The sequence below is a fragment of the Emticicia sp. W12TSBA100-4 genome, from assembly GCF_040253585.1.
In the GTDB taxonomy this organism is placed as follows: domain Bacteria; phylum Bacteroidota; class Bacteroidia; order Cytophagales; family Spirosomataceae; genus Emticicia.
The window spans coordinates 1-538 of the sequence record NZ_JBELAU010000076.1 but is presented as its reverse complement, the minus strand read 5'-3'; the positions used below and the strand labels follow the sequence as shown (position 1 = coordinate 538).

Annotated in this window: 1 protein-coding gene; it reads right to left on the bottom strand. The window is 35.9% G+C overall.

Annotated features, from left to right (window positions below; translation table 11 throughout):
• The coding region (locus tag ABR854_RS25815) for a Mu transposase domain-containing protein (protein WP_502881243.1) at positions 1-538 on the bottom strand (538 nt) is incomplete at both ends.

Below are 538 nucleotides of genomic sequence, written 5' to 3'. Positions count from 1 at the left end.
TTCTAAACGTTCTTTTCCAACTTTTTGAGCTAAAGCCAAAACACCAGCACAGGATTTATAGGCTTGTTCGGCATATTTTCTGTTAGAGAGCATTTGTTGAATCACCAAGAGTGTGTTTGGTCCTATTTTCAGAGCTAACCCTTCAAAAAACTCAGGATTCCAATTCATTAAATACTGATGTTGGGCTGGTAAATGTTCTTTTATGGTTGTATATTGATGTTTTGTCCTGAATCTTTCATGAGTAGCAATTCGTTTATGTTCTTGATAAATCTCAACACTTTCAGCACTATAAATCAGTTTGACATATTGACCCACATAGCGAAAAGGGACAGAATAATAGTGTTTGTCTTCAGCCAATAAAACATGGCAGTTCTGCTGAACTTTAGCTTTTCTGAATGCTTTTAACTCATATCGAGTAGTGGGCAATATTTTCAAAACACTACGTTCTAATTCTTCAAAAAGGCTCTGGCGGGACTCGTTTTTACTCTGAAAACTCATTTGATTATGAATCTCCAGTCTTTGTCGAATAGCTTCATTC